At 72.2% G+C, this 25,671-nt stretch carries 25 protein-coding genes; 12 read left to right on the top strand and 13 right to left on the bottom strand.

The window, feature by feature from the left end; translation table 11 throughout:
• Positions 1–37 precede the first annotated feature (37 nt).
• Positions 38–211, top strand: coding sequence for a hypothetical protein (locus tag ACYVAQ_RS02085; protein ID WP_460786792.1), 174 nt, complete (start codon positions 38–40; stop codon positions 209–211).
• On the opposite strand, the gene nhaA is transcribed toward ACYVAQ_RS02085, so the two are convergent.
• Positions 195–1,628 (bottom strand): Na+/H+ antiporter NhaA, encoded by a 1,434-nt coding sequence (gene nhaA, locus ACYVAQ_RS02090; protein ID WP_460786794.1) that lies wholly within the window; start codon positions 1,626–1,628, stop codon positions 195–197. The two genes, ACYVAQ_RS02085 and nhaA, sit on opposite strands and share 17 nt — an antisense overlap.
• A 32-nt stretch (positions 1,629–1,660) precedes the next feature.
• Here nhaA and ACYVAQ_RS02095 point away from each other — a divergent pair, with 32 nt between their 5' ends.
• The 5 genes from ACYVAQ_RS02095 to ACYVAQ_RS02115 are packed head-to-tail and all read left to right on the top strand — an operon-like array spanning position 1,661 to position 5,671.
• Complete coding sequence (locus tag ACYVAQ_RS02095) at positions 1,661–2,065, top strand: phage holin family protein (RefSeq protein WP_460786795.1); 405 nt, start codon at positions 1,661–1,663, stop codon at positions 2,063–2,065.
• Positions 2,066–2,100: 35 nt separating this feature from the next.
• Entirely contained in the window at positions 2,101–2,958 is an 858-nt protein-coding gene (locus ACYVAQ_RS02100; protein WP_460786796.1) for a fructosamine kinase family protein, read from the top strand.
• A 40-nt stretch (positions 2,959–2,998) separates the two neighbouring features.
• Positions 2,999–3,703, top strand: a complete 705-nt coding sequence (locus tag ACYVAQ_RS02105; protein ID WP_460786797.1) for a response regulator transcription factor — start codon at positions 2,999–3,001, stop codon at positions 3,701–3,703.
• Positions 3,700–5,094: a sensor histidine kinase gene (locus ACYVAQ_RS02110; protein WP_460786798.1), complete on the top strand. Its 1,395-nt coding sequence runs from the start codon at positions 3,700–3,702 to the stop codon at positions 5,092–5,094. The genes ACYVAQ_RS02105 and ACYVAQ_RS02110 overlap by 4 nt, the downstream gene beginning before the upstream one ends.
• Complete coding sequence (locus ACYVAQ_RS02115; protein ID WP_460786799.1) at positions 5,087–5,671, top strand: hypothetical protein; 585 nt, start codon at positions 5,087–5,089, stop codon at positions 5,669–5,671. Before ACYVAQ_RS02110 ends, ACYVAQ_RS02115 begins: the two co-directional genes overlap by 8 nt.
• Here the strand turns inward: ACYVAQ_RS02115 and ACYVAQ_RS02120 are convergent.
• Genes ACYVAQ_RS02120 through ACYVAQ_RS02130 form a run of 3 tightly spaced genes read right to left on the bottom strand, consistent with a single transcriptional unit; the run spans position 5,658 to position 9,344 of the window.
• A complete protein-coding gene (locus tag ACYVAQ_RS02120) occupies positions 5,658–6,863 on the bottom strand; it encodes an anthranilate synthase component I family protein (RefSeq protein WP_460786800.1) in 1,206 nt (401 codons plus the stop codon). The two genes, ACYVAQ_RS02115 and ACYVAQ_RS02120, sit on opposite strands and share 14 nt — an antisense overlap.
• The gene (locus ACYVAQ_RS02125) at positions 6,860–7,429 is read right to left on the bottom strand and encodes an anthranilate synthase component II (RefSeq protein WP_460786801.1); all 570 of its coding nucleotides are present in this window, start codon (positions 7,427–7,429) and stop codon (positions 6,860–6,862) included. The genes ACYVAQ_RS02120 and ACYVAQ_RS02125 overlap by 4 nt, the downstream gene beginning before the upstream one ends.
• Positions 7,413–9,344 (bottom strand): anthranilate synthase family protein, encoded by a 1,932-nt coding sequence (locus ACYVAQ_RS02130; protein ID WP_460786802.1) that lies wholly within the window; start codon positions 9,342–9,344, stop codon positions 7,413–7,415. The genes ACYVAQ_RS02125 and ACYVAQ_RS02130 overlap by 17 nt, the downstream gene beginning before the upstream one ends.
• 186 nt (positions 9,345–9,530) lie before the next feature.
• Here ACYVAQ_RS02130 and ACYVAQ_RS02135 point away from each other — a divergent pair, with 186 nt between their 5' ends.
• Positions 9,531–10,199 carry a GNAT family N-acetyltransferase gene (locus ACYVAQ_RS02135; RefSeq protein WP_460786803.1) on the top strand — a complete coding sequence of 223 codons (669 nt, stop codon included), beginning with the start codon at positions 9,531–9,533 and terminating at the stop codon, positions 10,197–10,199.
• Here ACYVAQ_RS02135 and ACYVAQ_RS02140 read toward each other — a convergent pair.
• Entirely contained in the window at positions 10,188–10,754 is a 567-nt protein-coding gene (locus ACYVAQ_RS02140) for an RNA polymerase sigma factor (protein WP_460786804.1), read from the bottom strand. The genes ACYVAQ_RS02135 and ACYVAQ_RS02140 overlap by 12 nt on opposite strands.
• A 177-nt stretch (positions 10,755–10,931) precedes the next feature.
• Between ACYVAQ_RS02140 and ACYVAQ_RS02145 the strand changes: the two genes are divergently transcribed.
• Positions 10,932–11,312: a hypothetical protein gene (locus ACYVAQ_RS02145; protein WP_460786805.1), complete on the top strand. Its 381-nt coding sequence runs from the start codon at positions 10,932–10,934 to the stop codon at positions 11,310–11,312.
• Positions 11,313–11,386: 74 nt separating this feature from the next.
• On the opposite strand, the gene ACYVAQ_RS02150 is transcribed toward ACYVAQ_RS02145, so the two are convergent.
• Positions 11,387–13,915 carry a CHAT domain-containing protein gene (locus ACYVAQ_RS02150; protein WP_460786806.1) on the bottom strand — a complete coding sequence of 843 codons (2,529 nt, stop codon included), beginning with the start codon at positions 13,913–13,915 and terminating at the stop codon, positions 11,387–11,389.
• Between the two features lie 111 nt (positions 13,916–14,026).
• On the opposite strand from ACYVAQ_RS02150, the gene ACYVAQ_RS02155 reads away from it, so the two are divergent.
• Entirely contained in the window at positions 14,027–15,448 is a 1,422-nt protein-coding gene (locus tag ACYVAQ_RS02155) for a S8 family peptidase (RefSeq protein ID WP_460786807.1), read from the top strand.
• 60 nt (positions 15,449–15,508) lie between these two features.
• On the opposite strand, the gene ACYVAQ_RS02160 is transcribed toward ACYVAQ_RS02155, so the two are convergent.
• The gene (locus ACYVAQ_RS02160) at positions 15,509–15,967 is read right to left on the bottom strand and encodes a hypothetical protein (RefSeq protein WP_460786808.1); all 459 of its coding nucleotides are present in this window, start codon (positions 15,965–15,967) and stop codon (positions 15,509–15,511) included.
• The gene (locus tag ACYVAQ_RS02165) at positions 15,964–16,545 is read right to left on the bottom strand and encodes an RNA polymerase sigma factor (RefSeq protein ID WP_460786809.1); all 582 of its coding nucleotides are present in this window, start codon (positions 16,543–16,545) and stop codon (positions 15,964–15,966) included. Before ACYVAQ_RS02165 ends, ACYVAQ_RS02160 begins: the two co-directional genes overlap by 4 nt.
• A 156-nt stretch (positions 16,546–16,701) precedes the next feature.
• On the opposite strand from ACYVAQ_RS02165, the gene ACYVAQ_RS02170 reads away from it, so the two are divergent.
• A complete protein-coding gene (locus ACYVAQ_RS02170; RefSeq protein WP_460786810.1) occupies positions 16,702–17,097 on the top strand; it encodes a hypothetical protein in 396 nt (131 codons plus the stop codon).
• 87 nt (positions 17,098–17,184) lie between these two features.
• Here ACYVAQ_RS02170 and ACYVAQ_RS02175 read toward each other — a convergent pair whose 3' ends face one another.
• On the bottom strand, positions 17,185–18,348 hold the full coding sequence (locus ACYVAQ_RS02175) for an acyl-CoA dehydrogenase family protein (protein WP_460786811.1): 1,164 nt from the start codon (positions 18,346–18,348) through the stop codon (positions 17,185–17,187).
• 107 nt (positions 18,349–18,455) lie between these two features.
• On the opposite strand from ACYVAQ_RS02175, the gene ACYVAQ_RS02180 reads away from it, so the two are divergent.
• Positions 18,456–19,073 (top strand): TetR/AcrR family transcriptional regulator, encoded by a 618-nt coding sequence (locus tag ACYVAQ_RS02180; protein WP_460786812.1) that lies wholly within the window; start codon positions 18,456–18,458, stop codon positions 19,071–19,073.
• 3 nt (positions 19,074–19,076) lie between these two features.
• On the opposite strand, the gene ACYVAQ_RS02185 is transcribed toward ACYVAQ_RS02180, so the two are convergent.
• From ACYVAQ_RS02185 to ACYVAQ_RS02200, 4 genes are all read right to left on the bottom strand, one after another.
• Positions 19,077–20,369 (bottom strand): hypothetical protein, encoded by a 1,293-nt coding sequence (locus ACYVAQ_RS02185; RefSeq protein WP_460786813.1) that lies wholly within the window; start codon positions 20,367–20,369, stop codon positions 19,077–19,079.
• Positions 20,362–20,874, bottom strand: a complete 513-nt coding sequence (locus ACYVAQ_RS02190) for a SigE family RNA polymerase sigma factor (RefSeq protein ID WP_460786814.1) — start codon at positions 20,872–20,874, stop codon at positions 20,362–20,364. The genes ACYVAQ_RS02185 and ACYVAQ_RS02190 overlap by 8 nt, the downstream gene beginning before the upstream one ends.
• A gap of 143 nt (positions 20,875–21,017) precedes the next feature.
• Entirely contained in the window at positions 21,018–23,228 is a 2,211-nt protein-coding gene (locus tag ACYVAQ_RS02195) for a HelD family protein (protein ID WP_460786815.1), read from the bottom strand.
• Positions 23,229–23,291: 63 nt separating this feature from the next.
• Positions 23,292–23,873, bottom strand: coding sequence for a TetR/AcrR family transcriptional regulator (locus tag ACYVAQ_RS02200; RefSeq protein ID WP_460786816.1), 582 nt, complete (start codon positions 23,871–23,873; stop codon positions 23,292–23,294).
• Between the two features lie 106 nt (positions 23,874–23,979).
• Here ACYVAQ_RS02200 and ACYVAQ_RS02205 point away from each other — a divergent pair, with 106 nt between their 5' ends.
• Positions 23,980–25,506 (top strand): MFS transporter, encoded by a 1,527-nt coding sequence (locus ACYVAQ_RS02205; RefSeq protein ID WP_460786817.1) that lies wholly within the window; start codon positions 23,980–23,982, stop codon positions 25,504–25,506.
• Positions 25,507–25,671: the final 165 nt, after the last annotated feature.

Below are 25,671 nucleotides of genomic sequence, written 5' to 3' on the forward strand. Positions count from 1 at the left end.
CTCCTCAGGCCTCTGTCCCGACGGCCGATCGGAGGGTGTGCACGTCGCCGAGCCCATCCCGAAGGACAAGGTCCGCCGGCTGGTGCTGCTCATCGCGATCACGTTCGCGGTGCTGAGCGTGGTGACCCTCGGCCCGGCCAGGGCCCGCTTCGAGCGACCGCAACCGGCGCCCGTCCCGCAGCCGACCCACCAGGTCAGCCCGGCGCGCTGACCTCCGGGCGCAGCCGCGCCAGCAGCAGCGCGCCGAGGCCGGCCGCGACCAGCGAGCCGACCAGGATCCCGACCTTCGCCTCCGCGGTGAGCTCGGCGGAGCCGGGGAAGGACAGCCCGGCGATGAACAGCGACACCGTGAAGCCGATACCGGCCACCGCGCCCGCCCCGACCACGTGCGCCCACCGGGCGCCCTCCGGAAGCCGCGCGACGCCGAGACGCACCGCCGCCAGCGACGCGAGCACGATGCCGAGGGGCTTGCCGAGTACCAGGCCGATCACCACCGCCAGGCCCACCGGCGAGGACAGCGCGTCGCCGAGCACGCCGCCGCGGAGGTCCACCCCCGCGTTGGCCAGCGCGAACACCGGCAGGACGACGTACGCCGAGACCGGGTGCAGCATGTGCTGCCAGCGCTCGACCACCGGCACCGACTCCGCGAGCAGGAAGCGCAGGCGGTGCTGCTCCTCCGCGTCCAGCTCGTTGTCGGCCAGGGCCGCGGCGGCGTACTCCTTGGCGGCGTCCTCGCGCAGCAGCGGCGTCGCAGGGGCGAGCAGCCCGAGGGCGACCCCGGCGAGCGTCGCGTGCACACCGGACTGCAGCGTCGCGAACCACACGACGACGCCGAGGCCCGCGTAGATCCAGGGCGTCCAGACCCGCAGCCGGCGCAGGAGGTAGCCGGCGGCGAGCAGCGCGACGGCGATCCCGAGCCAGCCCCAGTGCAGGGTGCCGGTGTAGAACACCGCGATCACGACGATCGCGCCGACGTCGTCGACGATCGCGAGGGTGAGCAGGAACAGGCGCACCGAGGACGGCACGCGCCGGCCGAGCAGCCCCACCACGCCGACCGCGAAGGCGATGTCGGTCGCCATCGGGATGCCCCACCCGTCGGCACCGGCTCCCCGGCCCGCGAGGGCGAGGTAGATCGCGGCGGGCGCGACCATCCCGCCGATCGCCGCGAGCACCGGCAGCGCGGCCGTGCGCGGGTCGCGGAGATCGCCGTTGACCAGCTCGTACTTGATCTCCAGGCCGACCACGAAGAAGAAGGTCGCCATCAGCCCGTCGTCGACCCAGTGCTGCAGCGACTGCGCGAAGCGCCAGTGCCCCAGGTCGACGCCCAGCGTGGTGTGCCAGAGGTGCTCGTACGACGCCGCACCGCCCGCGTTCACCCAGACCAGCGCGACGACGGTCGCGACGAGGAGCGCCAGCGAGGCCGTCGACTCGACGCGGAGGAACTCGCGGAGCGGGCGGGCGACGTACCGGGCCAGCGGGGTGTCGCCGGCCACCCAGACCGGTCCGTCGCGCCACAGCCTCGACGGTGGACGCTGGCCGGGCGGGAGGTTCAACGGCACGAGCAGCTCCTCGGGATCGGGGCACGACGGACGCGTGCCGACCAGACTTCCCGGCTCACCGCTCTCCACCCTATCGGCCCCTTATCGGTAGGGTCGGTCGTATGGCCACCGAACCGCTCCAGGACGAGCCCACCATCGGGCGTCTGATCAAGGACGCGCAGACCGACCTCTCCCTCCTGGTCCGCAAGGAGATCGAGCTCGCCAAGTCCGAGCTCAAGGTGAGCGTGACAGCGAGTGCGATCGGCATCGGCCTGATCGGCGCCGCGGCCTTCCTGCTGCTGCTCGGCGTGATCATGCTGTCGGTGGCGATCGCCTACTTCATCAACTGGAACGGCCACGGCCTCGCGCTGCACTGGGCCTTCCTCATCGTGTTCGGCGCCTACACGCTGGTCGCGGCGGTCCTGGTGTTGGTCGCGATCCGTATCTTCAAGAAGAAGGTGAAGGCACCGCAGCGGGCGATCGAGCAGGGGCGGGAGATCCCGAAGGCCCTCAAGGGCAAGGCCTGATCAGCTGACCGACGGCACGAGAGGGGTGAACGCGGGTGGCACGCCAACCTGTGGTCGCCCAGCGGGCGGAGCACCTGCTCGGCTCGGCCGTCGTCGCGACCGCTCCGGTCGCGGGCGGTGACGTCTCCACGGCGGTGAAGCTGCGGCTGTCGAGCGGGCGCACGGCGCTGCTCAAGACGCTGCACCCCGCGCCGCCGAGGTTCTTCGAGCGGGAGGCGGCCGGCCTCGCGTGGCTGGCCGAGGTCCCGGACGGGGTGGCCACCCCGGAGGTCCTCGCCGTCGACGCCGACTGCCTGATCCTGGAGTGGATCGAGCCGCACCGCCCGAGCGCCGAGGTCGCTGGCGGGTTCGGCCGGGCGCTGGCCCGCACCCACGCGGCCGGTGCCGACGGGTTCGGCGGCGCCGCGGACGGCTGGATCGCCAAGCTGCCGATGGCGAACCGACCCCTCCCCACCTGGGCCGAGTTCTGGACGGAGCGGCGGATCGCGCCGTACCTCAAGATCGCGCGCGACCGCGGCCAGATCAGCGCCGAGGACGCCACCACCGTCGAGCGCGCGGTCGCGCGGACCGCGGAGGTCGTTCCCGCCGAGCCGCCCGCGCGCCTGCACGGCGACCTCTGGAACGGCAACGTGCTGTGGACGACCGACCACGTCGTGGTGATCGACCCGGCGGCGTACGCCGGGCACCGCGAGGTCGACCTCGCCATGCTGGCCCTCTTCGGGCTGCCCCAGCTGCCGGCCGTCCTGGCCGCCTACCAGGAGGTCAGCCCGCTGGCCGACGGCTGGGAGGACCGGGTGGCCTTCCACCAGCTCTTCCCGCTGCTGGTGCACGCCTGCCTGTTCGGCGGGCAGTACGGCGCTCGGGCGGCGCGGCTCGCGAGCCGTTACCTCTGACTCTCAGCCCGTCTTCAGCCGGATCGGCCACAATGGACCCGTGGCCACGTCCGTCCCCTCCTCCAAGGTGCTCGTCGTCGACGACGACCGCGCCGTGCGCGAGTCGCTGCGCCGGTCCCTGGAGTTCAACGGGTACGACGTGCACCTGGCCGGTGACGGCGCCGAGGCGCTGGCCGGCATCGGGGCGATCGCACCCGACGTCGTGGTGATGGACGTGATGATGCCGCGCCTGGACGGCCTGGAGACCACGCGCGCGCTGCGGGCGGCGGGCAACGACGTACCGATCCTGGTGCTCACCGCGCGGGACGCGATCGGCGAGCGCGTCGAGGGCCTGGACGCGGGGGCCGACGACTACCTCACCAAGCCGTTCGCGCTGCAGGAGCTGCTGGCGCGGCTGCGGGCGCTGCTGCGCCGCGTCACCCCGGCCGGTGACGAGGGCGAGGAGGTGCTGACCTTCGGCGACCTCACGATGAACGTCACCACCCGCGACGTCACCCGCGCCGGCCGGCCGATCGAGCTGACCCGCACCGAGTTCACCCTGCTGGAGATGTTCCTGCGCCGCCCGCGCCGCGTGCTCGACCGCAACTTCATCCTCGAGGAGGTCTGGGGCTACGACTTCCCCACGACCGCCAACTCCCTCGAGGTGTACGTCGGCTACCTGCGCCGCAAGACCGAGGCCGAGGGTGAGTCGCGGCTGATCCACACGGTGCGCGGCATCGGCTACGTGCTCAAGGCGGCCGATTGATCCGGCCGGGGAACCTCCCGGCCGGGCGGTGGCACTACCGCCGATCCCTCGCGAGCCGGGTCATCGTGCTGACCACGATGGCGGTGGGTCTCGCGGTGGCCCTCGTGGCGGCAGGGGCGTACCTGACGGCCCGGGTGCAGATGCAGGACGACCTGGACCGCTCGCTGATCCAGCGCGCCCACTACGCCGCCAACATCGACGCGCTGCTCAGCACCCAAGGCACCAGCCTGTCCCCCTGGGAGATCGGCGCGGCCGACGTCCGCATCGCGCTGGTCGACTCCGACGGCACCGAGGCGATCCTCGACAACGGCAGCACGATCCCCGTGGGCAGCGCGGAGCGCGCCGTGGCGGCGGGCAGGCGCAAGCAGGAGGTGCGCACCGTCCTCATCGCGGACCAGCGCTACCGGATGGTCACGGTGCCGACCGACAGCCCCGGCGTCGCGGTGATCCTGGCCCAGCCGCTCGCGACCCAGGACCACGTGCTCTCGCGCCTGGGCTGGGTGACGCTGGCGTTCGGCCTGATCGGGGTCGTCGGCGCGGCGTTCGCCGGCTGGCTGGTCGCGACCAACGGCCTGCGGCCGGTCCGGCGGCTGACGGCCTCGGTCGAGCGGGTCGCCCGCACCGAGGACTTCACCCCGCTGCCGGTCGAGGGCGACGACGAGGTCGCCCGCCTCGCCACCGCCTTCAACCACCTGCTGACCTCGCTCGACGCCTCGCGCACCCGGCAGCGGCAGCTGGTCGCCGACGCGGGCCACGAGCTGCGCACCCCGCTCACCGCGCTGCGCACCAACATCGACCTGCTCACCATGGTCGCGGCCGACCCCGCGGCCCTGCCCACGCAGGCGCGCGACGAGCTGATGGACGACGTACGCGCGCAGATCGAGGAGCTCACCACCCTGATCGGCGACCTCACCGAGCTGGCCCGCGACGAGCCGGTCACCCTCCAGGTGGAGCCGGTGGACCTCACCGACGTCGTGGACCATGCCGTGCAGCGCGTACGACGCCGCGCCCCCGGCATCACCTTCGAGGTCTTCACCCGGCCGTGGTGGGTCGAGGGCGAGGCGGCAGAGTTGGAGCGCGCGGTGACGAACCTGCTCGACAACGCCGCGAAGTGGAGCCCGGAGGGAGGTCAGGTGACGGTGCGGCTCAGCGACGGCGTCCTGACCGTCGACGACCAGGGCACCGGCATCGCCGAGGCCGACCGGACCCGCGTCTTCGACCGGTTCTGGCGCTCCCCCGACGCCCGCACCATGCCCGGCTCCGGGCTCGGCCTGTCGATCGTCCGCCAGGTCGCCGAACGCCATGGCGGCAACGTCATCGCCACCGACAACTCCACCGGAGGCGCCCGCCTGGTCCTCCGCCTACCCGGACGGGAACACATCGATGCGTAAGCCTCAGCCCAGGATGGCCCTCGCCCTGCTGCCCCTCGCGGCCCTGCTCGCCGCCTGCGGGAGCGGTGGCTCGACGAAGCCCGCCTTCTCCTCGGACGCGCCGGCGTTGTGGAACCCCTGCGACGCCATCGACTCCGCGCTCGTCCACCGCTCCTTCGGCGTGCAGACCAAGGAGAGCGACGGGACGCCGACCCAGCCGGACTGCCGGTTCACCCCGGCGGACCCGAAGGCCGACAAGTTCGCGCTGTCCGCGAACTACCAGCTGACGCCGATCGACCTGCAGGCCTACTGGAAGGCCATGCACCTCAGCAGCAAGGCCGACGTACGCCGCCCGAGGATCGCGCTCGCCGACGACGCCCGGATGGTCGTCCACTACACGACCAAGCTGCTCACGATCACCGGCTTCGTGCAGAACGGCGACCTGTTCCAGGTCGTCAACGTCGTCGACCCGGCGCCGTACGACGTCCGGCGCGACACCGCCGGCGTCGAGGCGATCCTCACCTCGCTGTCCCAGCACGCCGACGAGACCGGGGCCGGGGTGTCCCCCAGCGCGACGGCCACCGTCACCCAGAACTGAGCGCCCGGAGCACCCGCTCGGCCTTCCACTGCGTCTCGGCCCACTCCTCGGCGACGTCGCTGGCGACCGTGATGCCGCCGCCGGTGCCGAGGCGGTAGCGGCCGTCCCTGGTCGTGGTGAGGCTGCGGATCACCACCCCGAGGTCGGCCCGGCCGCCGGCGCCGATCCAGCCGAAGGCACCGGCGTACGTGCCGCGCGGGGTGGCCTCCACGGCATCGATGATCTGCATGGTCCGCAGCTTCGGTGCACCCGTCATCGAGCCCGCGGGGAACAGGTTGCGCAGCGCGTGGACGGTGCTCACGTCCGGCCGCAGCCGGCCCCGCACCGTGGAGACGAGCTGGTGCACCGCGGCGTACGACTCGACCTGCATGAGGCCCGGCACCGTCACCGTGCCCACCTCGCAGACCGTCGCGAGGTCGTTGCGCAGCAGGTCGACGATCATCAGGTTCTCGGAGCGGAACTTCGGGTCCGTCGCGAGGTGCACCCGCGCGGCCTCGTCCTCCTCCGGCGTCGCGCCCCGCGGCGTGGTGCCCTTGATCGGCTTGGTCTCGATCGTGCGGTCGGCGCCGATGAGCGCGTACCGCTCCGGGCTGGAGCTGAGCAGCCACGCACGCGCCCCGGGCACGTCGTGCTGCAGGAAACCCGCATAGGGGGCGGGGTTCAGCTCGCTGAGGCGGAGGTATGCCGTCACCGGGTCCAGCGCGCTCTCCACCTCGACCCGGTGGGTCAGGTTCACCTCGTACGAGTTGCCCGCGTGCAGCTCCTCCTGGACCCGGCCGAACGCCTCCTCGTACGCCGAGCTCGGGCGTGTGGTCTGCCGAGTTCGGCCTTCTGGTCGACCGAAACCACCGATTGGGTCGACCACACGTCTGAACTCGCGCTGGAGGGTGCGGGAGGGGCGCATCCAGACGGCATCCGGCTGGTGCGGGTCGGGGGTGGCGGGGAGGTCGGAGCGGGAGGCGTAGCCGAAGTAGCCGTACCAGCGAGCGTCCTCGGGTCCGTCGGCCAGCTCGGCCTCGAGCACGGCGAACGGGTCCTCGCCGACCACCTCGGCCCGGCCGGAGACGTGCCGGGTGACCTCGCCCCGGCTCGCGTCGTAGGTCAACGACACGTCGTCGGGCTCCAGCCAGGCCAGGCTGTCGCCGATCCAGGCGCACCGCGGCGCCGTCCTCGCCATCTCCTCGAAGCTCATCGGCGGTCCAGGAAGCTGCGGATCATCGCTGCGCCGTGCTCGGACAGGATCGACTCGGGGTGGAACTGCACGCCCTCGACGGGGAGGTGCCGGTGCCGCACCCCCATCACCACCTCGTCGCCGCCGTCCGGTCCGTCCGCCCATGCCGTCGCGACGACCTCGTCGGGCAGCGCGACCGCCGCGAGCGAGTGGTAGCGGACCGCGGCCAGGCCCTGGGGCAGGCCGGTGAACACCCCGCGACCGTCGTGCCGGACGTGCGCGACCTGGCCGTGGGCCGGGGCGACGCGATCCACCACGCCGGCGTACCTCGTCACGATGCCCTGCATCCCCAGGCACACCCCGAGCACGGGCAGGCCGAGGTCGAGCATCGCCCAGTCGTACTCGTCGGGGTGGCCGGGGCCGGGCGACAGCACGACGTGGGAGTACGTCGCCAGGTCGGCCGCCACGACCTCGTCGGACTCCACCACGGTCGGCAGCACCCCGGTCGCTCCGGCGATCAGGTGGACGAGGTTCCAGGTGTAGGAGTCGTGGTGGTCCACGACCACCACGTCAGGACGGGGAGCCATCCAGCAGCACCCCGACGACCAGGTCGTGCACGATGTCGAACCCGCGCTCGGTCAGGATCGACTCGGCGTGGAACTGGACGCCCCGGTAGTGCGGCCCGCTGAGCGCGTTCACGTCGCCGGTGTCGGGATCGGCGTCCACGGTCACGCCCTCGGGCAGCACCGTCGAGGCGTCCGGGCGGCCGACGAAGGTGTTGTAGAACCCGACCCGCTCCAGGCGCCCGCCGAGCTCGACCTCGGCCTGGGTGCCCTGGAAGACGATGTCCTTGAACGCCAGCGGGATGCCCAGCGAGTGGCACAGCGCCTGGTGCCCGAGGCACACGGCGATGAACGGCGTCTGCTCGGCCATCAGGTCCTTGACCGCGGCCCGCAGCCGGCCCATCTTCGGGTCGGCGTCGTCGCGCGGGTCGCCGGGGCCGGGGCCGACGATGACCAGGTCGGCGCCGTCGAAGGCCCCGGTCGCGTAGTCCTCGTGGCGTACGACGGAGGAGCTGATGCCCATCCGCATCAGCATGTGCCGCAGCATGTTCACGAAGTCGTCCTCGCCGTCGAGGATGATCGCGTGCTTGCCGATCAGCCGCGGGTCGACGGGCGAGCCGGCCTGGTCGGCCAGCCAGAAGCCGGACAGCCGGCGGTTGCGGGCGTTGAGGGCGATCAGCACGTCCTCGTCGGCGACCAGCGTCGCGATGTCGACGTCGGGCGCGGGCGCGCGGTCGACGAGGCCGAAGGCGGACAGGATGCCGCCGGCCTTGGCGTGGGTCTCGGCGACCTCGTAGTCCGGGTCGGAGTCGCGCACCAGGGTCGCGCCCGCGGTGACCTTCAGCTTCCCGTCCATGGCCACGTCGGCGGTGCGGATGACGATCGGGCTGTCCAGGACCTGCTGGCCCTCCTCGTCGCGGCCGAACAGCGCCAGCGCCGAGGCGTAGTAGCCGCGCCCGTCCGGCTCGTAGGCCTTGATCAGCCGGCAGGCGTTCTCGACGGGAGAGCCGGTCACCGTGGCGGCGTACATCGTGTCCCGGAGGACCTCGCGCACGTCCTTCGAGGTGCGGCCGGCCAGCAGGTACTCGGTGTGGATCAGGTGCGTCATCGGCTTGAGGAACGGGCCGAGCACCTGGCCGCCCTCGGTGCAGATGTCGCACATCATCTTGAGCTCTTCGTCGACGACCATGAAGAGCTCGTAGATCTCCTTCTCGTCGCGCAGGAAGTCGCGCATCCGCGCCTCGATCCCGCGCGTCTCGCCCGCGGGCGGGCGCAGGTGGAAGGTGCCGGAGATCGGGTTCATCCGGACGTCGCCGCCGTGGACGCTGACGTGCCGCTCCGGGCTCGCGCCGATCAGGAACCGGTCGCCGGTGAAGAAGACGTAGGTCCAGTACGAGCCGCGCTCGCGTTCGAGCAGCCGCCGGAACACGGTGAGCGCCGTGGCAGCGCTCCAGTCGGCGACCTCGGCGCGGTAGGTGCGCCCGACGACGAGGTTCGCGCCCTCGCCCTGGCCGATCTCGTTCTCGATGATGGTGCGGACGATCTCGGCGTACGCCGCGTCGTCGGTGTCGAAGCCGCCGCGGTCGGTGAACTCCACCCCGTCGTCGTCGATGGCCGCGATCACGTCGGCGACGGAGAACTCGTGCTCCTCCTCGACGTCGACGACCACCAGCGGCGTGCCGTCGTCGTGCGCCTCGAAGCCACGCTCCCGCACCTGCCGGAAGGGCACGGCGACCAAGCGGTCCGCCTGGTGCCCCGGCTGCGGTACGCCGGACTCCAGTGGGATGTCCATGATCGACTCGACCACGCTGCGGGTCCCGCCGATCACGCCGACGGTCGGCATGTCGCCGGCCCGGGTCGAGCGACGGATGATCGCCCACGCCTCGTGCCCCTGGATCGCAGCGATGGCGTCCCGGGCGTCGAGGTGTGTCTGCGTCATGGGGCGAAGCCTAGTGGGGCCTCGGGGCGGGGGCTGAGTGGCCGGCGTGCTCCTGGTGCGTGCATCGCAAGGCGGAGGAGGGAGGCGGGCCGGAGGCCCGCCGACCGACGACAACGCGGCGAGGCGCGTGCCAGCGGTGCGCCGGCCGCCAGCCCTCGTTCCGAGGCCCCACTAGTCTCGGCGCAGATGTCAGATGAGGCTGGAGGGCCGATGGACGAGATCACGACGTCGCCGATGACGCCGGCCGACGCGGAGGCCGCGGCCGCGATCCTCACCGAGGCGTTCCACCACGACCCGGTGCTGACCTGGTTGATCCCCTACGAGCACCGACGCAAGCCTGCGCTGGAGACGTTCTTCGCCCTCGAGACCCAGCACGTGCTGCAGCACTCCGACAGCCTGCTGGCCGCCCGCCGTGGCACGCCCCGCGGAGTCCTGCTGGTCCTGCCGCCGCACCACTGGAAGACGTCCTTCCTGGAGCAGCTGCGCAGCGCCCGCGCCCTCCTCTCGATCTTCGGCGCGCGGATCGGTCGGGCGAATGCGCTGCAGAGCCGCCTCAACCGGCTGCACCCTCGCGAGCCGCACTACTACATCCCGCTGATCGGCGTCGCGACGAGCGCGCAGGGCACCGGCGTCGGCAGCCTGCTGCTCGAGGAGCTGATCGCGCGCGCCGACGCCGAAGGGCTGCCGATCTACCTCGAGGCGACCAGCCCGGACAGCGCCCGCCTCTACCGCCGGCACGGCTTCGTGACCAAGCGGACCGTGGTCGGGCCCGGCCGGAAGCGGAGCCGCGGCTGGCCGCCGATCGAGCTGATGGCGCGCATGCCGCGGGCCACGGACGACGGCTCAGGCTCCTAGCTCCCAACAGCTGCGCAGGTCGGTCGACCGGCGCAGCTGCTCCAGCGCCCGGGCCCGCGTGGGCCCGATGCTGCCCACCGGGACGTGCAGACGGGCCGCCAGCTCGGCGTACGACAGGGACGGCTCGGCGACCATCAGCACCATCAGGTCGCGGGCCGGCGGCGGCAGCTGGGCGAGCGCGCGGCGGACCCGTCGTCGTTCGTCGGCCGCGATCGCGCCGGCCTCGGCCTGGTCCGCGACGGCGGTGTCGAGGTGGCGCTCGTCGGACGGGTCGACCGACCGCAGCCGCTGACCGCGGCCGAGCAGGCGCACGCACTCGTGGGCGGTCGTCGTACGGATCCAGCCGGGCAGCGCCGCCGGATCGCGGAGCTCGTCGAGGTGCTCGACCAGGTGCAGCCAGACCGTCTGGCTGACGTCGTCGCGGTCGGCGCCGCCGAGGCGGTGCGCCCGCACGATCGCCTCGACCAACGGGCGGAACCGCTCCACGATGGCGTCCCACGCGGGGCCGTCGCCGGCCCTTGCCGCCGGGACCAGTGTCGTGAGTGCTGCCTCCATGGCGTCCACCTCCTCTCGCATGGTCCCGCCGGCGCAGGGCCACAGCCAGCGGTCGTGACCGAGCAGACAGCCCGGTGGGGCGTCACGTGGATCACGTATCTGCGGAGCGGTCTCGCGGGTCCTCCTTGCAGATCGCGACACCCGTCGCACCGCAGCTCCCTGGAAGGACTGATCACGATGACCTGGACCGAGACCCACGAACGCACCCGCATCCTGCGCCACGTCGCCGAGGTGGCCGCGACGGACATGTCCGGCGCGCTCCCCTGGCGGGAGGAGTGGGGTCAGTACTTCGCCGGCCCGACCGGCCTGCTCCACGCCCTGCGCGGCCGGCTCGAGGGCATGTACGACGCCCAGGTCGACGACCACTCGCCGCAGGACTACGAGGACACCCAGCACCGGATCCGGGAGAGCCAGGCCGGCGTGATCGCGATCCTGCGGGCCGGCGCGCACGCGCTGCGGACGATCCCTGCGCCCGTCGTACCGGAGCCGGTCGTGGAACGCGTGCACTTCTGGCAGGGCCGCGGCGGTGCCGCGCTGCCGACCAACGTCTGGCGCTGATCCCCCCGGACAGGCAACGACCGTGCGGGCTGTGGGGGACGCACGGTCGTTGTCGCCCCCACTCGGGACGGGGCTCAGACCCCGAGCGCCAGGAACGACGCGGTGGTCGCGGACGCGATCGGGTCGGTGGTGTGCCGGCGTACCTCCCACAGGGCGGTGGCCGGGTCCTTCCCCTCGGCGAGGGCGGCGTGCAGGCCGACCATCAGCTCGGCGGTGGCGTCGTCGTTGACCTCGGCGACGCTGCAGACCAAGCCGGCGGTGCCGAGGCCGAAGAGCGCGGCGGCCAGGCCGAGCAGCTCCTGAGCGCCGACGGGAGCGAGCACGCCGGACTCGCAGGCCGACAGCACCACGCGGTACGGCGCCCGTCCGATCCGCTCGATGTCGTGCACCGTCAGCGGACCGTCGGCGAGGTCGAGGCTGGAGAACAGCGGGCTGTCGGCACGGAAGTGGCCGTGGGCGGCCAGGTGGACCAGGTCCGCACCGTCGAGGCCGGTCAGGACCTGCTCGAGCGTGGCTTGCCTGCCCGCCAGCAACTGGGCTTCGGGGTGCTGCTGGGCCAGCAGCGGGACCTCCGCGCCGCCCGACTCCAGGCCGGGTCCGCAGACGAGGACGGTACGTCGCTCCGCCGGCCGGCTCACCGCTCGCGCACGGAGCCACTGACCCGCGGACGGCACCACGCTGAACGGGCGATCGGCGAGGGTCGGCAGGACCGCCCACGGCAGGCCGTGCAGCCGGGTCGTCGGGGCGAGGACGACCGGGCCGTCCGGGATCAGGCGGGCCGCGTCGCCGAGGATCGCGTCCTGCAGCCGGGCGCCGACCTGGTCGGTGGCAGCAGGACGCCCGCGGGCGCTGCGTCGCAGCAGCATCGCAACGGGGTCGAGCAGGGCGAGGGCGTCGGCGGTGGGGCCGGCGACCCGGCGTCTGACCCTGCCGTCATGGACCACGAGGACGTGCAGCGCGCCGTCGACGTCGACGAGCTCGACCAGGCAGCCGTCGCCGACGCCGGCGACGACCTCCTCGGCGCTGGCCGGCCGGTCGGGGTCGGCGCCCTCGGCGGAGCGAGTGTGGCTCTCCGCGCGGACCGCCCGCTCCAGCCGGAGCCGGTCCCGCTCGAGCTTCTCGGTGGGCTCGCCAGCCGCCCGTGCCTCGGCGAGCTGACGGCCGTTGTCGCGGAGCGCGGCCAGGGACTCGGGGATCGTGGTGGCGTCCGAGGTCATCGCCGGCTGCGCGAGCGTGGTCGCACGGGTGCGCTCGACCCAGCCCAGGAGGCGCCGCGGGTCCGGCGCCGCCGCCCGCAGCGCGACCTCGGTCAGCTCCCGCCCGTGCGTGGTCGCCTGGGCCCGCAGCTCCGAGCTGCCGAGCAGCCGCCGCTGCTCGTCGATGGCGTCGAGCCCTGCCCGGCAGGCCCGCAACGCCGCGCCCCGGTCCCCCGCCTCCTCGCGCTCCAGCGCCCGCGCCAACCAGGCCGCCGCCCGGACCAGGGCGTTGGGGTGGTTCCGGTACGACGCCGCGGCTGCCCACCAGCGCTGCCTCTCGGCCGGCGTGCGCGCGGCACGTGCTGCGAGACCGAGCGCCAGAGGAGCATCGGTCGCACTCTGCGCGTGCAGCTCCTCCGCAACCCGAGCTGCGCTGGCTGCGAGGCGCCGCCGCTCGCCGGTCTCGAAGCGCGCGCGAACCTCGGCGAGCCGGGAACGTGCCTCGAGCCACGACCGCTGCTGGCGTCGCGCGGCCGTCGTCGCCTCGCGTGCTGCGACCTGCGACGCGGCAGGATCACCAGACGCCAGCAGCGCCCGCGCCTGTACCAATCGCACGCGCGAGATGTCGAACGCAGTGACGCCCTCCGGTCGCGCCAGCAGATCCGCCGCCTCGGTCGGAAGACCCGCCGTCAGGTAGGCGTTCGCGTAGGCGCAGAGAAGGTCGACCCGCACCGTCGCTCCGGCCGCGCGGTAGAGACGGACAGCCTCGGCGTAGTGAGCAAGACCGCGCGCGACATCGCCTCGCAGAACGGCAACCTCGGCGAGGTTCGAGTAAGCCGATGCCATCTCACCGGTCGCCCCTACACGAGCCAGCAGGTCCACGGCTTGGCGCAGGTGGGTGTCAGCCGACGCCATCCGCCCGAGCCGCTCCTCGGCACCCGCCACGCAGATGCACGCTCGGGCCTCCCACAGCGGGTTACCCGATCGTGCGAGCAGACGCCGCGCTTCCTCCGCGGCGGGGAGAGCCTCCGCGTGGCGGTCCACCATCAGGAGCAGGACAGCACGCCTCAGCTGCACCTTGGCGAGGACCTCGCCGTCGGCCAGAGAGCTGGCGATCTCGAGCTCCCGGAGTGCTGCAGCGGACCGTCCCGCGTAGAGCAGCGTTCCGGCCAACGTGGCACGTACGTCGGCCTCACGGTTGGCCTCTCCGCACGCCGTCGCGGCGGCGAGGGCCACGCGGATGCGAGTGAGCGCGGCGTCCAGGTCACCGCTGTCGCGCAGGACGATGGCCAACGCCTGCTCGGCCACCGACCGCGAGCGGTGGTCGGGGTTCGACTCCAACGTCGCCTCGGCGCGCGCGCGGGCCTCCCGAGGTCGCTCGATGGCGAGGTCCAGCAGGTCATCCATGGGCATCCTGAGCGCGAGGGAGGAAGCTCTTTACCGCCAGTCCCGAGCGCCACTACGTTAGCGCCGCAAGGGGATCTCGGGCTGCCCTCGTCCCTAGCCCAAGGAGTGGCCATGTCAAACCCGGTGCGTCCGTCGTCCGCCCTCCGCCCGCTCGGCTGGTTGGTCTCACGACTGCGGTGGCCGTGGGACTGGTGGCGGACGATCGACCGAGACGACCAGGACGACAAGAGGCACCAGGAACCGTCCGACCTGGCAGCCGAGACAGCACGCGCCCAGGGCCGCGTCATCCGGCGAGCGTTCGGGGACGGTGTGGCGGCGGCGGCACGCGACGGAGGAGGTCGGACGGATGACGACGCGGAGGCGGCGTACTTCTTCCGCCCGGGCCACGCTCTGGTCCGGGAGAGCCGCCTCGAGGAGGTGCTGACGTTCTTCCGGGACAACGAACGCGACTTCGTCGGCCCTGCCGAGCGTTCCGACGAGCAGCCGTCCATCCCTGGGCTGGTGACGATCAGGTTGCCCTCTCGTCGTGACGGCGAAGACGACGTCCTCCGCACGCTCGACGAGCTCGACGGTTCGATTCTCCCGGACGACGAGGGCCGGCGCGCGGTGTCGCCGGACCACGTGCTCTACGTCACCAACGTTGCTCCACACTTCTGCCCCGCCACTGAGCCCGAGTACCCGTCGACCGATGAACCCGTCCCCCACTTCGGCGCGGATCCCAGTTGGGGACACGGGGTCCGTGTGTCGGTGGTCGACACCGGCTGGTGGGCACCCGCCCCGAAGCACGCGTCCTGGCTGGCGAGCGGCGTCTACGCCGACCCGCTCGACGTGGAGGACATCAACCCGAAGGCGATCCACGAGTACGGCGGCCACGGCACCTTCGTGGCGGGAGTCATCAAGCGTGCAGCCCCGGACGCTCACATCCAGGTTCAGGGAGCACTCACGCACGGCGGCGCCATCTACGAGTCCGCCATCGTGGCGCAGCTGCACCAGGCCTACACCGAGCGAGATCACCCGCAACTGATCTCGATGTCGGCAGGCACCCACAGCCGCAAGGACTTCCCGCTGATCGCGTTCGACGCGTTGATGGCTGCGCTGCATGAGCGCGACATCGATCCGTTGCTGGTCGCGGCAGCGGGCAACGACTACGGCGAACAGCCGTTCTGGCCGGCGGCCTTCCCCTGGGCCATCGGCGTCGGCTCTGTCGACGCGAACAAGGACTGCAGCGACTACTCGAACATCGGCCCGTGGGTGAAGGTCTACGCCCGTGGTCGCGACCACATCAACGCATTCCCCGTCGGGATCTACCCCTGCTACGAACCGGCGAACGCCGGACAGGTGCGCCAGTTCGACGGGCTCGCACAGTGGAGCGGTACGTCGTTCTCCACCCCGGTCGTCACAGGGCTGATCGCTGCGGAGATGAGCCGTACCGGAAAGGACCCCAGGGCCGCCTACGCCGCCGTCCTGAAGGCGGGCGTTCCAGGAACTGATCGCGCCAACCGGGCGATCACGATCGTCGGGCCGCTGACCTGAGCCCGCTGGTTTCGATGCGCCGTTCGCTGGCGCTCGCGGCTACTCAACCAACGGCACAAGCTAGAGGGTGACCCAGGGGGTGGTGAGCGAGAAGCCCCCCACCTCCACCACGAAGCGCACCAGCCCGGCACCGACCCCGGCGAAGCGGAAGAAGCCGGCGGCGTCGGCCTCGACGGTCACGTCCTCGACATCCGGGCGCTGCAGCGTCACCACGGCGCCCGCCCCGTCCACGACCTCGCCGAGCACCTGGTCGCCGTCGACCTCCACCTCGACGGTGATGCCGCTGCGACCGAAGGTGAGGGCGCGCGGCGTACCTCCGGAGGATCGAACGGCGGCGCCGGCGTCCAGCAGCGAGTCGTGCAGCAGCTCGGCGAGCTCCTCGTCGACGGTGCGCCAGGTGAAGGCGGCGCGGGCCGCGTCACGGCGGCGGTCACTGACCGCCCCCGCCTCGCCCACCGCCTCGCCCAACGCGGCCAGCAGCTCGTCGTCGGACATCGAGTCCCAGCTCAGGTCACTCATGCTCGTTCCCCCTCCAGCTCACCGAGCTGACGTAGCGCCCGCGTCCGCCGCAACTGCTCCAGCGCGCGGGCACGGGTCGGCCCGATGCTCCCGATCGGGATGCCCAGCCGGGCGCTGATCCGCTCGTAGCCCACCGGCGGATCGGCCAGCAGCAGGAGCAGCAGCTCCCGCCGGCCGGCCGGCAGCTCGGCGAGCGCCTCCCGCAACAGCTGCCGGCGCTCGGCGGCCAGCAGCTCCTCCCCCGCCGCATCGGGTACGACGGCGTCCAGCCCGTGCTCGGCCTGCGGGTCGACCGCGCGGACCTTGCCGCGCGCACCCAGCAGGCGCAGGCACTCGTTGCGGGTCGTCGTCCGGATCCACCCGGGCAGGGCGTCGGGCTCGCGCAGCGCACCGAGGTGCTCGACGAGCCGCAGCCACACGGTCTGGCTGACGTCGTCGCCGTCGGCCTCCGAGAGCCGGTGCGCGCGGATGATGGCGCCCACGAGCGGCAGGAACCGCTCCACGATCGCGTCCCACGCATGCTGGTCTCCTCCCTTGGCGGCCGGGACCAGCTCGGAGAGTGGGTGCGAAGCGTCCACCTGTGCATGGTCCCGCACATACAGAGCGCGCGACCAGTGCTCCTGATACATCCGAGAAGTTTTCCGAAACCGGTGTATCAGCGGCCGGCCCCCGCCGCTCCTCCTCCCGTGAACCGCGGCGCACCGCCGCAGCAGCTCCCCGGAAGGAACACGACGATGACCTGGACCGAGACCCACGAACGCACCCGCATCATCCGCGAGGCGATCGCCGCAGCCGCCAGCGACATGACCGGCGCCGTCCCGTGGCGCGAGGAGTGGTCGGCGTACTTCGACGGCCCCTCGGGCCTGGTGGCCGCGCTCCGTGCCCGTTGGGAGCGGATGTGCGTGGCCCAGCTGGACAGCCAGGCCAGCCACGACGACGTCGACGAGACCTACGCGCGGCTGCGCCGCTCCGAGGCCGCCGTCGTCAAGATCCTCGAGACGGCACGCGACCAGGCCGTCGGCCGGGTCCTGCCGCTCACCGGGGCTGCACCGCTCCCGCAGGTCGTCAAGCGCCGGATCTTCGCCCTCCACGGCGGTCCGGTCCTCCCCACCGCCGAGCCTCGTCACTGAGGCTGCGGCGCGAAAAGGGCAGCAGCCGCGCGGATCTGTGGGGACCGCGCGGCTGCTGTTCCTCTGTCCTGTACGTCGGTACGACGATCAGGCCGGTGCTGTCATCGTCCGGCTGATGATCTCCTTCATGATCTCGCTGGTGCCGCCGTAGATCTGCGAGATGCGCAGGTCGGCCCAGGCGCGGGCGATCGGGTACTCGTTCATGTAGCCGTAGCCGCCGTGCAGCTGCAGGCACTTGTCGGCGACCTCCTGGGCCTTCTCCGAGCACCACAGCTTGGCCATCGCGACGGTGGGGATGTCGAGCTGGCCCTGCAGGTGCAGGCCGATGCACTCGTCGACGAACGAGCGGGCCACGCGCGCCTCGGTGGCGCACTCGGCGAGCTTGAACTTGGTGTTCTGGAAGCCCCAGATCGGGCGGCCGAAGGCCTCGCGGTCGTGGACGTAGCGCAGCGTCTCCTCGACCATGTACTCCATCGCGATGGTGTTGGAGACCGCGATGATCAGGCGCTCCTGGGGCAGCTGCATCATCAGCTGGACGAAGCCCTGGCCCTCCTCGGTGCCGAGCAGGTTGGTGACCGGGACGCGCACGTCCTCGTAGACGAGCTCGGCGGTGTCCTGGCCCTTCATGCCGACCTTGTCGAGGGTCTTGCCGCGGGAGAAGCCCGGGGTGCTGGTGGGCACGAGGATCAGCGAGATGCCGGATGCCGCCTCCTCCGGGTTGGTCTTCGCGACCGTGATCACCAGGTCGGCCTGACGGCCGTTGGTGATGAAGATCTTGGAGCCGTTGATGACGTACTCGTCGCCCTCGCGGATCGCCTTGGTCTTGACGCTCTGCAGGTCCGAGCCGGTGCCGGGCTCGGTCATGGCGATGGCGCCGACGACCTCACCGGAGGCCAGCTTGGGCAGCCACTCCTGCTTCATCTCCTCCGAGCCGTAGGCGAGGATGTAGTGGGCGACGATGCCGTTGTGCAGCGAGACGCCCCAGCTGCTGTCGCCGACCTTGGCCTGCTCCTCGATGAGGATCGCCTCGTGCGCGAAGGTGCCGCCGCCACCGCCGTACTCCTCGGGGATGGAGAGGCAGAGCAGGCCGACCTCGCCGGCGCGGTTCCACAGGTCGCGGTCGACCTCCTTGTTGGAGATGAACTTCTCGACGTTGGGGCGGACCTCCTTCTCCATGAAGGTGCGGCAGAGGTCGCGGAAGTCGTCGAGCGACTCCGAGGAGTCCATCCAGGGCGAGCGGCGGGTGGGCACGATGAGGAACCTTTCGGGAAGAGCCTGATACAGGCTGTATCAACACCACGATTGTGGCACCCGGGAACGCTTGATACAAGGTGTATCAGGACCGGTAGGGTTGTCGTGTGATCGATGGCGACGAGCGGCGTAAGGCGCTGGTCCGGGCCGCCCGCGACGCGATCGAGGAGCTCGGGCCGGGCGTCGGCATGGCCCAGATCGCCGAACGGGCCGGCATCCGGCGGCCCAACGTCTACCGGCTGTTCGAGAGCAAGGAGCAGCTCGACCGCGAGGTCGCCCGGCAGGCCAGCAAGGAGCTGCTCTCCCACGTCCGGCCGCAGCTGACCAGCACCGGGCTCCGGTACGACGTCGTCCGCGCCATGATCGACCAGCAGTTCGGCTGGGCCGCGCAGCACCCGCACCTCTACCGCTTCGTCACCGCCCAGCGGCAGGCCATCACGCTGCAGGGCGACCGCGGCGGCCGTCCGCAGTTCCTCTCCGAGATCGTCGACACCACCACCGAGCACGCCCGCCGGGTCGTCGGCGACGTCGCAGTGCCGGCTCCGGACGCCGTGCTGGCGAGCCTGATGGGAATGGTCGACGCCGGCACGCTGTGGTGGCTCGACCACCACGACGAGACCCAGTCGCAGGTGGTGGACCGGCTCGCCCGGCAGGTGCTGCTCGTCCTCGAGGACGTGCTCACCGCGGTGGGCATCGACCCGGCGGTCCTGGACAGCGTCGGCTGACCCCTACCCGAGAGCCTTGGCGCTCGCGGTCATCACCGGCCCGGATGGCTCGACCTTGATCGTCGCGACGGCGGCGGTCAGGAGCCGGTCGACGGCCTCGGTGACGGCCTGGGGCGGGTCGGCCCAGCCGTCGACCTGGACCCGCGCGATGTGGCTGTCGCTGCGCAGGAACCAGAGCGTGGTCGGGTGGGCGCCGCCCCTCGAGGCGACGAGGAGGTCACCCGTCGGTCCGGCCGTCGCGAAACCGCACGACGCGAGCGACGACTGCAGGTCAGCCAACGCCTGTTGCGAGGCAGCGCCGGAGTCGTAGCTGCTCAGCATGACCACGGCGTCGCTGCCCACCGTCTCACCCTGGGACGAGGACGCGTCGTCCACCAGGCAGCTCGGCGCGTCGATGTACTGCGAGGCGCCCTGGGTCCGGAAGCCGGCCGCCCAGCTGCCGAGCGCCTGCCGGAGCTCCGCGGCCGTCGGGCTCGTCATCGAGTACGACGGTGCGTTGGCGGAGGAGCTCCCGCTGCCGCTCGACGAGCCGCTGGAGAAGGTGTCGCCGGCGATGCCGGACATCACACTGACCGTGCTGTCCTCCTGGATGGCAGCCAGCAGCGCGTCGCCCAGCGCGGCCCGGACCGCCTCGGGATCGGCGTTCGCCGGGTCCGAGATGCCGAGGAACGCGAGCCGCTCGTGCCAGCGGGCCACCGCGAAGAGGGCGTGACCGTTGGCGTCCGAGGCGCGGGCGGTGACCAGCTCGGTGTCGGCCGCGGGCTCCGTCGTACGCACGTCGGTGCAGGCGCTCGACGGAGACGCGGCCGCCATCAGGTGCTGCGCCGAGGCGGCGGTCTTCATGGCCATGCCGCGGGAGAACGCGATCGAGTGACCGGACAGGAAGGCCGAGGCGCCGTAGCTCGCCACGTCGCTGTCCCGCTCGTTGCCCAGCAGCGAGGTCATGCAGTCGTCGCCGGCCGCGTTGAGGTCGTGCGGGACGTCCTTGATGCTGGTCGGCTCGGTCCAGCCGGAGATCCAGCCCGTGGTGACGGCGTCCAGGACACCGACGCTCAGCGGCGCCGGGGCGGGCAGGTCGCCGGCCGGATCCACCACGGCGTGCGTGGAACGGTGCTCGATGAGCCCCACCCCTCCGCCCGCGATCACGGCGAGGGCGGCGACGGCGCCCACCAGCCTCGTCGTACGACGACGGCGAGCGGTCTGCGTGACACGCTCCGCGCCGGGGGCGTGGGTCCGGGTGGCGACGTCGTGGGTGAGCGCGTCGAACGCGCGGTCGATGTCGAAGAGGTCAGGCATGGGCTGTGTCCCCGCTCCGGGTCTGGTCCTGATCCTCGCCCAGCAGCTGGGCGAGTGCGGTGCGCCCGCGCGAGAGGCGGGCCTTGACGGTGCCCTCGGGGCACCGCTCCATGGAGGCGATCTCGGCGACGGGGAAGCCGGCGAGGTGGTGCAGCACGACGGCACGGCGCTGGGCCTCGGGCAGCTCCCGCAGGGCTGCGACGAGCGCGACGGTGGAGCCGTCCGGGCCGAGCACAGGTTCGGGGCCGCGGGTCGTGGCCAGGTGCCGCAGCGCGGTCCGGTGGCGCCGCCAGCGTGACACCGCCAGCCGGGTCGCGACCTGGCGCACCCAGGCGCCGGGCTCGTCGTACCTGCTCAGCTTGGACCAGCGCGGCCAGGCCCGCGTGTACGCCTCCTGGGCGATCTCCTCGGCGTGCCCGAGGTCGCCCGAGATGGCGTACGCGCAGGCGACGGTCCTGCCCCACGTGGCGTCGTAGAACGCCGCGAAGTCAGCATCAGCGCTCATGCCGTGCTCCCGATGTCGTCATGCACCCAACACGCACGACCATCATCGGGGGTTGCACCGGTCCGCGGAGGTTTTCGTCGTACCTGATCGTGTGGCCCCTTTTCGTGACTCAGAAGGGCCAAACGATCAGGTAGGACGGCGGGTCAGGAGATCGTCGTGAGCAGCTGGGTCGCGCGGGTGAGGACCACGTAGAGCGTGGCGCGGCCGGTGGCGGACTCGTCCTGGATCTCCTGCGGGCGGACGACCACGATGGCGTCGAACTCCAGGCCCTTGGTGTCGAGGCCGGTGAGGACGACGACGCGGTCGGTGCCGGAGGGCGGAGCGAGGGCGTCGCGGGCCGAGGCGGCGGCCGACGGGGCGTCCTCGGCCAGCTCGGGCCACGAGGCGAGCCAGCCGTTGACCTCGCTACGGCGGGCGACCGGCACCACGATGCCGACCGTGCCGGAGACCTGCTGGGCCAGCTCGGTGACAGCGGCGCGCGTGGCCGCCTCGAGGTCGGGCACGGGACCGATCTGCACCGGCTCCGCGCCGGTACGCCGCACGGCGTCGGGCAGGTCGGCGTCGAGGCCGACCCGCTCGGCGTACGCGGCGGCGTACGCGTAGATCTCGGCGCTGTTGCGGTAGTTCGTGGAGAGGTGGAACGCGTGCACGGCCTTGCCCTCGAGCGCCTTCGCGCGCGCCTCGTCCGACTCCGCGGGCACCGGCCACGAGGACTGCGCCGGGTCGCCGACGATCGTCCAGGTCGCCGTCCGCCCACGGCGGGCGACCATCCGCCACTGCATCGGGCTGAGGTCCTGCGCCTCGTCGATGAGCACGTGCGCATAGGGGTCGTCGTCGATACCGTACGTCGGCGCGACCCACCCGCGCCCGCTCGCGAACTCCCGGTCGGCGACGGTGAGCAGCTCCTCGCGGTCGCTGTCCTTGAGGGCCGCGGCGTAGCCGTCCTCGTCCACCTTGCGCTCCGGCTTGTCGCCGAGCAGGTAGCGCAGCTCGTCGAGCAGCGGCACGTCCTCGATCGAGATCTGCCCGCTGATCGGGCGGGACGCGTCCAGGTGCGCCCAGGACTTCGCCAGCAGGGCCTGCTCCTCGCGGCTCAGCAGGCCTTCGGACACCCGGCCGAGCAGCTCGGGGTCGCGCAGCCAGCACAGGACCGTCGCGGCGTCCAGCGGGGGCCACCAGGCGAGGGCGAAGTCGCGGAAGTCGTCGTTGCCGAGCAGGTCCTCGTTGAACTCCTCGCGGCCGCGGTCGCGGCCGCGCTCGGAGCGGACCTGGCGCCACAGGGCGTCGAGCAGCGCGTGGGAGACGCGCGGCACCTGCTTGTTGCGCAGGCCCTGCGACATCAGCTGGCGGCGTACCTGACCGAGCTTGCCGCGGTCGAGGACCAGCCGGTCGTCGCGGTAGAACATCCGGAACTCGGTGGACGATCCCGGCGCCTGCTGACGGGCCGTACGCCGGATCAGCTCGGCCATCCGCGCCGAGCCCTTGATGTCGGCGACCGCCGGCTCGTCGTGCCGGGTGGCGCGTACGTCGCTGACGACCTCGCCCAGGCTGCGCAGTGCGACGGCGGTCTCACCGAGGCTGGGCAGGACCCGCTCGATGTAGCGCATGAAGACGCCGGAGGGGCCGACCACGAGCACGCCCCCGCGCTCGTAGCGCTGGCGGTCGGTGTAGAGCAGGTACGCCGCGCGGTGGAGCGCGACCACCGTCTTGCCGGTGCCCGGGCCGCCGGAGATCGCGACGACGCCCTTAGCGGGGGCGCGGATCGCCTTGTCCTGCTCGGCCTGGATGGTCGCCACGATGGAGTGCATGTTCCGGTCGCGGGCGCGCGAGAGCTGGGCCATCAAGGCCCCCTCGCCGACGATCGGCAGGCTGCGACCCTCGGCCTCGGCCGCCTCCTGGGCGTCGGCGTCCAGCAGCTCGTCCTCGACACCGATGACGGTGCGGCCGGTGCTGCGCAGGACGCGGCGCCGGATCACGCCGTGCGGCTCGGCCGCGGTGGCCTGGTAGAAGACGGCGGCCGCCGGGGCCCGCCAGTCGATGAGGAGCGACTCGCGGTCGTCGTCGCGCAGGCCGATGCGGCCGACGTACCGCGGCTCGGGGTCGATCTCGTCGACCAGGTCGAGGCGGCCGAAGACCAGGCCCTCGTGCGCGGCGTCGAGCTGGGCGAGGCGCTTCGCCGCCTGGAACACCATGGCGTCACGCTCGACGAGCCCGCCCTCGTGTCCGAGCCGGCCGCGGGCATGGCCCTCCTTGGCGAGCTCCTGCGCAGCGAGCCCCGCATGGTCCAGCTGTGCGTAGACGCGATCCACGAACACCTGCTCGGTGGCGACCTCGCGCTCCACCTGATCCGACATCGACGCTTCCCCTCGAGCACGCCCGTTCGCCCCTCCCGAACGGGAGGTGGCAAGTCCTCAAGATTACCGGAGGGCGTCGTCGATGCCGTCCAGCAGGCGGGTCAGATCGGCATCGCGCTGCATGCGCGGCGTGTCCCGCAACGGGCCGCTGCCGTAGAGCATGGAGAACCCGTGGACACCGGCCCAGCACGACAGCTCCGCTCCGGGACGCTTGGCGACCGCCATCGCACCGACCTCCAGGCACGCGTCCAATGCCTCGGTGAGCAGCTGGTAGGGGCCGGCCAGCTCACCGATGCTGCCCTCGTCGAAGCCCACCCGGAACAGCCCCGGCTCGGCGAGCGCGTACTCGACGTACGCCTGTCCCGTCGCCCGCAGGCGCTTGCGCGCGCGGTCCTGCGGGTCCTTCGCCCGCACCCGGCCCACCTTGGCGCGCATGGCCGCGGCCAGCTCGGCGAGGGCCACCGACGCGACCTCCTGGACCAGCTGGTCCCGGTCGGCGAAGTGCCGGTAGGCGGCGTTGTGCGAGACCCCGGTCCGCCGGGCCACCTCGCGGAGCACCAGCCCGTCCGGCCCCTTCTCCCGCGCCAGCGCGACGGCCGTCTCGATGAGGGCCTCGCGCAGGTTGCCGTGGTGGTAGGAGCTCACGACTGCATGGTAGGCGTTCCGAACCGGAAGTGTTGACAGTGGGAACATCTGGGTGTCATGGTGGGCGATGTTGACAGTGGGAACTTATGGCGACACGGGAGAGACCATGAAGCGCAGGGCCGGCATCCTCGCCGCGGTGTACGTCGCCGTGCTGGCGATCAACCTCGACGTCACGATCGTCAACGTGGCGCTGCCGAGCATCGCCCGCGAGCTGGGCGCGGGCACCCGCGGCCTGCAGTGGGTCGTGGACGGCTACAACCTCGCCTTCACCGCCCTGGTGCTGGCGTTCGGCAGCCTGTCCGACCGCTTCGGCCGACGGCCCGCGCTGATCGTCGGGCTGCTCGGCTTCGCGGCCACCAGCGTCCTGGGCGCCCTGGTCCACTCGACCGGCACGCTGATCGCGGCCCGGTTCGGGATGGGCGCCTTCGCCGCGATGATCTTCCCCGCGACGCTGTCGATCATCTCCAACGCCTTCACCGACCGGAAGCAGCGCGCGGCCGCGCTCGGTGGCTGGGGTGCGGTCGTCGGTGTGGGGGTGGCGTCCGGCCCGGTGACCGGCGGCCTGCTGCTCGAGCACTTCTACTGGGGCAGCGTCTTCCTCGCCCTCGCTCCCGTGGCCCTGGTCGCTGCCGCGCTGGCCTTCTGGCTGGTGCCCGAGTCGCGCGACCCCGACGTACCGGCCCTCGACCTGCGCGGCCTCGCGATCTCGGTGCTCATGCTCGGTGCGCTCGTCTACACCGTGATCGAGGCGCCCGAGCGGGGTTGGTCGAGCGCCGCCACCCTCGGCGGGTTCGCGGTCGCGGCCCTGCTCGTCGTCGCGTTCGTGGCGTCCGAGCGCGCGGCGGAGCACCCGATGCTCGACGTACGCCTCTTCACCGACCGACGGTTCAGCGCGGCAAGCGGCGCCGTGACCGCCAACTTCTTCGCCCTCGCCGGCTTCATCTTCCTGATCACCCAGTACTTCCAGGTCGTCCGCGGGTTCGGCCCGCTGTCCACCGGATCGCGGATCCTGCCCGTCGCGCTGTCGATCGCCGTCGCGTCGGTGCTCGGCGGCCTGCTGGCACCGCGGATCGGCACCCGGGTCGTCGTCGTGACCGGCCTGGTGTTCTTCGGCTCGGCGATGGCCTGGATCGCGTGGAGCGTCGAGGTCGGTACGCCGTACTGGACCGTGATCGTGCCGCAGATGGTGCTGATGGGACTCGGGATGGGGCTCGTGTCGACGCCCGCTACCGAGTCGATCATGCTCGTGCTGCCACCGGCCCGCGCCGGCGTCGGCTCCGCCGTCAACGACGCGACCCGCGAGCTCGGCTCGACCCTCGGCGTCGCGGTCGTCGGCTCGGTGTTCTCCTCGGTCTTCGGCTCGCACCTGCTCGGCAGCGCGTTCGCCGCCACCGGTCAGGCATCGGTGGCGAAGGAGTCCGTGCCGGTGGCGTTCACCATCGCCGGGCACCACCCCGCACTGGTGTCGGCCGCCCAGGACTCGTTCCTCGCCGGACTGACCGTGGGCTGCCTGGTGGTCGCCGGGGTCTGCTACCTCGCGGCCGTGGTCGGGCTGTTCGCCCTGCCGGGGCGCCGGTTCCAGCGGGCGGCCGGGACGGCTGTGGGCGACCCGGACCTGATCGGGGTGCTGTAACGCGTCGTGCCTGATCGGGGTGCTGTAACACTGCGGACCTGATCGGGGTGCTGTAACACGTAGTGACGCGAGCCGGTCGCCCGTTCTGGTTGCTGGCAGCCGTGCCGGACGGGCTTCCAGCGACCAGGCGCGACGCGCAGCTCGCGTAACGACGTGTTACAGCCC

Source organism: Nocardioides maradonensis (genome assembly GCF_054777115.1).